Source organism: Dapis brunnea BLCC-M229 (genome assembly GCF_050015995.1).
In the GTDB taxonomy this organism is placed as follows: Bacteria; Cyanobacteriota; Cyanobacteriia; order Cyanobacteriales; family Microcoleaceae; genus Trichodesmium.
On the sequence record NZ_JBNHEP010000067.1, the window covers coordinates 66,770 to 72,769 of the forward strand.

General features: G+C 39.5%; 8 protein-coding genes. 5 read left to right on the forward strand and 3 right to left on the reverse strand.

Annotation, left to right across the window (positions count from 1 at the left end; all coding sequences use genetic code 11):
- The first annotated feature begins 177 nt into the window (after nt 1-177).
- The 3 genes from ACP6PM_RS08055 to ACP6PM_RS08065 all read left to right on the forward strand — a co-directional run bounded on the left by ACP6PM_RS08055 (nt 178) and on the right by ACP6PM_RS08065 (nt 1,160).
- Nucleotides 178-441, forward strand: a complete 264-nt coding sequence (locus ACP6PM_RS08055) for a hypothetical protein (RefSeq protein WP_426583476.1) — start codon at nt 178-180, stop codon at nt 439-441.
- Between the two features lie 182 nt (nt 442-623).
- Nucleotides 624-758: a hypothetical protein gene (locus ACP6PM_RS08060; protein ID WP_426583478.1), complete on the forward strand. Its 135-nt coding sequence runs from the start codon at nt 624-626 to the stop codon at nt 756-758.
- A 24-nt stretch (nt 759-782) separates the two neighbouring features.
- The gene (locus ACP6PM_RS08065) at nt 783-1,160 is read left to right on the forward strand and encodes a 2OG-Fe(II) oxygenase (RefSeq protein WP_426583479.1); all 378 of its coding nucleotides are present in this window, start codon (nt 783-785) and stop codon (nt 1,158-1,160) included.
- Between the two features lie 288 nt (nt 1,161-1,448).
- Here ACP6PM_RS08065 and ACP6PM_RS08070 read toward each other — a convergent pair whose 3' ends face one another.
- The 3 genes from ACP6PM_RS08070 to ACP6PM_RS08080 all read right to left on the reverse strand — a co-directional run bounded on the left by ACP6PM_RS08070 (nt 1,449) and on the right by ACP6PM_RS08080 (nt 3,440).
- The gene (locus tag ACP6PM_RS08070) at nt 1,449-1,646 is read right to left on the reverse strand and encodes a hypothetical protein (protein ID WP_426583481.1); all 198 of its coding nucleotides are present in this window, start codon (nt 1,644-1,646) and stop codon (nt 1,449-1,451) included.
- Between the two features lie 258 nt (nt 1,647-1,904).
- Nucleotides 1,905-2,150 (reverse strand): photosystem I iron-sulfur center protein PsaC, encoded by a 246-nt coding sequence (gene psaC, locus ACP6PM_RS08075; protein WP_426583483.1) that lies wholly within the window; start codon nt 2,148-2,150, stop codon nt 1,905-1,907.
- A 384-nt stretch (nt 2,151-2,534) separates the two neighbouring features.
- Entirely contained in the window at nt 2,535-3,440 is a 906-nt protein-coding gene (locus tag ACP6PM_RS08080; protein ID WP_426583485.1) for a CoB--CoM heterodisulfide reductase iron-sulfur subunit B family protein, read from the reverse strand.
- A 632-nt stretch (nt 3,441-4,072) separates the two neighbouring features.
- On the opposite strand from ACP6PM_RS08080, the gene acpP reads away from it, so the two are divergent.
- A complete protein-coding gene (gene acpP, locus ACP6PM_RS08085; RefSeq protein ID WP_426583487.1) occupies nt 4,073-4,324 on the forward strand; it encodes an acyl carrier protein in 252 nt (83 codons plus the stop codon).
- Nucleotides 4,325-4,391: 67 nt separating this feature from the next.
- Entirely contained in the window at nt 4,392-5,642 is a 1,251-nt protein-coding gene (gene fabF / locus ACP6PM_RS08090; RefSeq protein WP_426583489.1) for a beta-ketoacyl-ACP synthase II, read from the forward strand.
- Nucleotides 5,643-6,000 lie beyond the last annotated feature (358 nt).

Genomic DNA, 6,000 nt, shown 5'->3' on the forward strand with positions numbered 1-6,000 from the left:
AAACAAAATGGAGTAGCATAACCACACAAATGCTATTTCTCAAATCAGATGGATGAGTAATCGCCGACGATTTTAGTAGAAGCAGCAAGTGAACATCAATTTGTCACTTTATGACCTATTGTGTCGGTTTTCTCAAGTCACAATATTAAGCTCGAATATTCTAAACGGAGTTAAAAAATGGTCCAACTAACAGTTTTGGATAAGCTCACCCCATTTATAGAGGATGATTTGGAAGTTCCCGGTCCTCCAGGACCTCCTGCTCCAGTAGAGGGTGAATTGAGAATTCCAGGTCCTCCAGGTCCTCCCGCACCAGTAGAGGGTGAATTGAGAATTCCAGGTCCTCCAGGTCCTCCCGCACCAGTAGAAGGTGAATTGAGAATTCCAGGTCCTCCAGGACCTCCTGCTCCAGTAGGAAATTGCCAATCTGGTGGCGATCAGTAACATTCATCATTTTCAGTTCTTGATCAAAGTATTGCTGATTTTAAGGATGAAGTTGGTAGCTCTGGTAAATTTAAGCGGGTTGCAAATTATGGAATGATACTGCCAAAAATTGCTTCTGAACTTTTCTCCAATCCAAAATCATCCGTTATTGTGCAACGCTAATTTAAGATTTATTGAATTATGTGTTGCCAAAAGAATCAGATTTTGTCCCAGCAGTAGTATCGAATGAGTCAGCCACAAATAGATTTAAAAATCACGAAAATCGACGTGCTTTAGTATTACAATCTTTTGCTAAATTCGAGGAATTAATTGTTTAAAAAATTCAAGAAATTTTGCCAGATGTGTTTACAACATTAAATGTGCCGGAATTTTCAATTAGTAAATTTGAAACTCAGTTAACCGCCCATAACGATCGGAACTTCTATAAGACTCATGTTGATAATCAATATCCTGTTAATACAAGAGTTATTACCTACGTTTACTATTTTTATCAAGAACCCAAAGCATTTACAGGTGGAAATTTAAGAATTTACGATAGTAAAATTCAGGGAAAATATTATTCAAAAGCTGATACATTTAAAACCATAGAACCAGAAAATAATAGTATTGTATTTTTCTTCAGTAGTTATCTACACGAAGTTTTGCCAGTAAGTTGTCCATCTCAAGCTTTTGCAGACAGTCGCTTTACTATTAATGGTTGGATACATCGTACTAATTAGGGTTTGCTGAAAAAAGCAAAGTGTGGGGAGTGTGGAGAGTGTAGGGAGTGTGGGAAGTTTGGGAAGTTTGGGGAGGGTGGGAAGACAGAGAAAGTAGGAGGAATAATTGTTCTTTGACTTTTCTGCCATAGTCACCCCAAAATTCTCACTTTTTGAGGGTAAGTGAATTGAAACAGGCGCACTTTTTTCGACGTTCAAAAGACCAAAACCTTTATTTACCGAATAATTAATAATTAAATAATTCTCGTTTAAAGCCTCAATTCCTACAACCAAAGTCAGATACTGACATCAGGAATTCTTCCACAACTGTTGTGCCCCCTTTTCGAGAAAATCTCCCAACTTTGCAACCGCAATAGGTGGAGAGTCTTCCATCACCTGGATCGGTAGAAATTGACCCATCAGCTCTCTCATTGTTTCCACAATCTGGTCATTATTTGTAGTATATTTATCTACAAAATTAATTACTTCATTTGGATTGGGTGTCATAGTAAATTTCTAGGTGCGGGATAGATAATACCAAAAAATAGAGGGAAAATTATTAATTCCCTCTACAAAATTTTTAGTTATTATATTAATAAGGACTTGCTTGCGCAAAAACCGGGTTTATCGAGGAAACTTCGTGATTTGAAAAACAACAATCAGGAGAATAAACCCGGTTTCTTATTTGGGTGCATAAGTCCCGATCTAAAATTTTTCTACCCTCTATTAAATCTAAAATCAAAAAGCAATAAAGGGAAGTTAGTATTAGTAAGCGATACCCATACTGCGAGTAGTTTCAGCACCAAGATAAACCCGGACACTCAAAAAGTCAGTGGGGCAAGCAGTCTCACAACGCTTACAACCAATACAATCTTCAGTACGAGGGGATGAAGCAATTTGGCCTGCTTTACAACCATCCCAAGGTACCATTTCTAGAACATCTAATGGACAAGCACGGACACACTGAGTACAACCGATGCAAGTGTCATAAATTTTTACTGAATGAGACATGAATTAAATTCTCCCAACAAATTGATTTTGCCGTACCTGCTCAAAGGCAGATGGGACAGCAAGTTTTATAAGCGAATTCTTCGACCTAGTTTACCTTACTGTTTCTCATCCTTGATAAACACTGTTGAAAAACTTAAAATATCTCAATAATCTGATAGGGAGTAGGGAGTAGGGAGTAGTTAGGAGTAAGAATAAATGGGAGTTACAGAGGAGGTGGTTGGAAGAATCCCTAATCTGATAGGTGAGTAGGGAGTAGTTAGGAGCAAGAAGAAAAACCTTGATATTTGACATCCTCCCCGGCCTAAAGGCACGGGGATTCCTACCGAGCCGTACCTCCTCGGCGAGGTAAAAAGCTTTTAGATTTAATCAGCAAACCCTAATTATTCAAAGTCCCAACTTTTCTAATACTGGACGAGTTGAGACTACATGACGGTCTAATCCCAATTTTTTTGGAGAAATGCCTAAAGCTAAAGCTATTAATTGGGGTAAGTGCAACACTGGTAAACCCAACTTACGTCCGATCGCTTTCTCTACCTCTGGTTGACGGGAATCTAAATTTAAGTGACATAAAGGACAAGGTGTTACCATACAATCTGCACCCTTGTCAATAGCTTCGCTCACATGATTTCCGGCCATTTGAAAAGCCTGATTAGTAGCATAACTAGAAAGAGGCCAACCACAACATTGAGTCCGACCTCGATAATAAATAGGAGTAGCCCCGATAGCCCGAAACACATTTTCCATAGATTCTGGTTGATAGGGGTCATCATAAGGCAAATTAGTTTGACCTCTAAGTAAGTAGCAACCATAGAAAGCAGCACATTTAAGGTCAGAGAGTTTGCGGGTGACATGATTTTGGATTTCTCCAAGACCATAATCTGCCACTAATGCCCAAAGTAGATGTTTAACCTCTGTACTACCTTGATAGGGAGAACAACTTTGTTTTTGTAAGAGGCCATTAATTTGTTCTAGGTAAGCTGGCTCAGTTTGTTGGGATTCTTTAAGACGCTCATCCACATGACCAATAACCCCTTGACAAGTGCTACAGTGGGTTAGCAATGGCAAATTTAGTTCCTCAGCCAAAGCTATGTTGCGGGCATTAACGGTATCTTCTAGTAGTTGAGAGTCTTCTTTAAAAGTTCCAGACCCACAACAAGCAGCCTTTTTCAGTTCTATTAGCTCTATTCCCAGGGCTTCGGTAAGAGCTTGGGTAGACTGATAAAGCTCTCGGCAAGCACCTTGAGCCACACAACCGGGAAAGTAAGCATATTTCAATGTTTGAGAAGGCATGAGATTAACTAAATATAGGTATAGGAACAATATTATATAAACATGACTTATGATTGGTGATATTAATTTTATCACTGTTTATAATATAAGTTTGTCATTTCTATAAGTAGTTAGCAAATGAAACAAGAAAATACTTTGACAACAGTAATAAGCTTGTGATATTTGTGAAAAGTTAAAGAAATCGATCGAAAAAACAGGATTGAAGTCTTTCCCTTCCTTGGGGGAGTTTTAATGGGGAGGGCTTGTAACTGTTATCTATAATCTAGCGATTCGGCGGGAAGTTCTCCCGTGACAGCCTGTGGACTGGATAACGCCAACTTTGCCAGGCAGAAGCAGGAAGAGAGCACACTATCAGAAAATGATAGATTTTACAGATAGTTGTACGTTTCTAAGAACGGCATTCACCAGACAAAAAAGGGACATGGAGAAAAGCGTAAGACTAACCCTAAGTTAGCAGAAGCCAATGAAGCTTCAACCCACTGCAGAGTTAACACTCGGTAGATATCCATCCCTTTGGGCACAAGAGGATGTTAACAAATATTCAATTGGCATAATTTAAGTGGTTAGCTTGAACCTAGTTTCGGATAATATTAGAAACGCAATATCTAAATTAAAGGTAAGGAGAAAATTCGATGAGTAATGAAGACATTTTTACAAAAGTACAGAAAATAGTTAGTAACCAACTAGAAAAAGATCTCGAAGAAGTGAAACCAGAATCTAATTTTGCCAATGATTTAGGAGCTGATTCTTTAGATACTGTGGAATTAGTTATGGCATTAGAAGAAGAATTTGACGTTGAGATTCCAGATGAGCAAGCAGAACAAATTGCTACTGTCCAAGCTGCTGTAGATTATATTGAGAAGCAAACAACAGCAAAAGCATAATATTAAGATTGTCCCCAAAACCTGAAGTTTCTCCCTTCTGGGTGTGAAATTTTAGGAAAAGAAAATTATGACAAATTTTGAACTTAAACGGGTAGTTGTCACAGGAATGGGTGCAATAACACCAATTGGCAATACTCTATCTGATTATTGGAACGGGTTATTGAAAGGTAAAAGTGGTATAGACCAAATAACCCTATTTGATGCTTCCCGACACAAATCTCGTATTGCTGGAGAGGTAAAAGGATTTGACCCTCTCGACTATATGGATCGTAAACAGGCCAAACACATGGACCGCTTTGCTCAGTTTGCAGTTGCAGCTAGCAAACAGGCAATTGCTGATGCCAAATTTGAAATCAACGACCTAAACGCAGAACAGGTGGGGGTAATGATTGGTAGTGGGGTCGGTGGTATTAAAGTCTTAGAAGACCAGCAGGAAATATATTTAAATCGTGGCCCTGGTAGGTGTAGCCCTTTTATGGTCCCGATGATGATTGCTAATATGGCTGCTGGGTTAACAGCAATTCATACTGGAGCCAAAGGGCCGAATTCATGTCCAGTAACTGCTTGTACTTCTGGGTCACATGGGATAGGAGATGCTTTCCGTTTAATCCAAAGAGGATATGCTCAAGCAATGATTTGTGGTGGAACTGAATCACCAGTAACACCTTTGGGATTAGCAGGATTTGCTTCTGCTAAGGCTTTGTCTACTCGTAATGATGACCCGACTCATGCAAGTCGTCCTTTTGACCGGGATCGCGATGGCTTTGTTATAGGTGAAGGAGTAGGCATTCTACTCCTGGAAGAATTAGAATATGCTCTTAGTCGTGGAGCGAGAATATATGGAGAGATTGTTGGTTATGGCATGACCTGTGATGCATACCACATGACTGCTCCTTCTAAAGATGGAGAGGGGGCAACTAGAGCTATTCAATTGGCAATGAAAGATGGTGGCTTAACTCCTGAAGAAATTAGTTATATAAATGCTCACGGCACCAGTACATCAGCAAATGACACAACAGAAACAAAAGCAATCAAAAAGGCGCTAGGTGAAAGTGCTTATAAGGTTGCAATTAGTTCAACTAAGTCAATGACTGGTCATTTGTTAGGAGGATCTGGAGGTATTGAAGCTGTTGCTACAGTCATGGCGATCGCCCATGACAAAATTCCACCAACCATTAATTTGGATCATCCAGATCCAGAATGTGACCTAGATTATGTCCCCCATATAAGTCGCTCTAAAACAGTAGAAGCAGCCTTATCCAACTCATTTGGATTTGGAGGCCATAATGTTACCCTAGCATTTAAGAAATATGTCTAGAGGTTAGGGCTAGAAATTATTTAGGGGGCTTGCGCCCCTTTTTTTTATGACCACTATCTTGTGCCACAAAACAAAATAGAGCTGATTTAATCTTTAGAATAAAGGCTAAAATCCAGATTGTCAGCTTCTGTAGGGGGGATTTCCTAAGGTCATGCTCCTAATTACGCGAATCACCCCTACTTCTGACTTGCGCGTAGCGTCATAACTTCCCTTGCCTAGAGATCCCTATGATGAGATGATCTGTAATGTACAGTAAAAGTTATACATAAATAGGGTTTGCTGAAAAAGTCTTTTGGTAGGGGTAGGAGACAGGAGACAGGAGACAGGAGACAGGAGACAGGAGACAGGAGACAGGAGA

Coding starts and splice junctions, on each gene's coding strand:
- ACP6PM_RS08055 (WP_426583476.1), top strand. CDS start 178: ATGGTCCAACTAACAGTTTTGGATAAGCTCACCCCATTTATAGAGGAT.
- ACP6PM_RS08070 (WP_426583481.1), bottom strand. CDS start 1,646: ATGACACCCAATCCAAATGAAGTAATTAATTTTGTAGATAAATATACT.
- psaC (WP_426583483.1), bottom strand. CDS start 2,150: ATGTCTCATTCAGTAAAAATTTATGACACTTGCATCGGTTGTACTCAG.
- ACP6PM_RS08080 (WP_426583485.1), bottom strand. CDS start 3,440: ATGCCTTCTCAAACATTGAAATATGCTTACTTTCCCGGTTGTGTGGCT.
- acpP (WP_426583487.1), top strand. CDS start 4,073: ATGAGTAATGAAGACATTTTTACAAAAGTACAGAAAATAGTTAGTAAC.
- fabF (WP_426583489.1), top strand. CDS start 4,392: ATGACAAATTTTGAACTTAAACGGGTAGTTGTCACAGGAATGGGTGCA.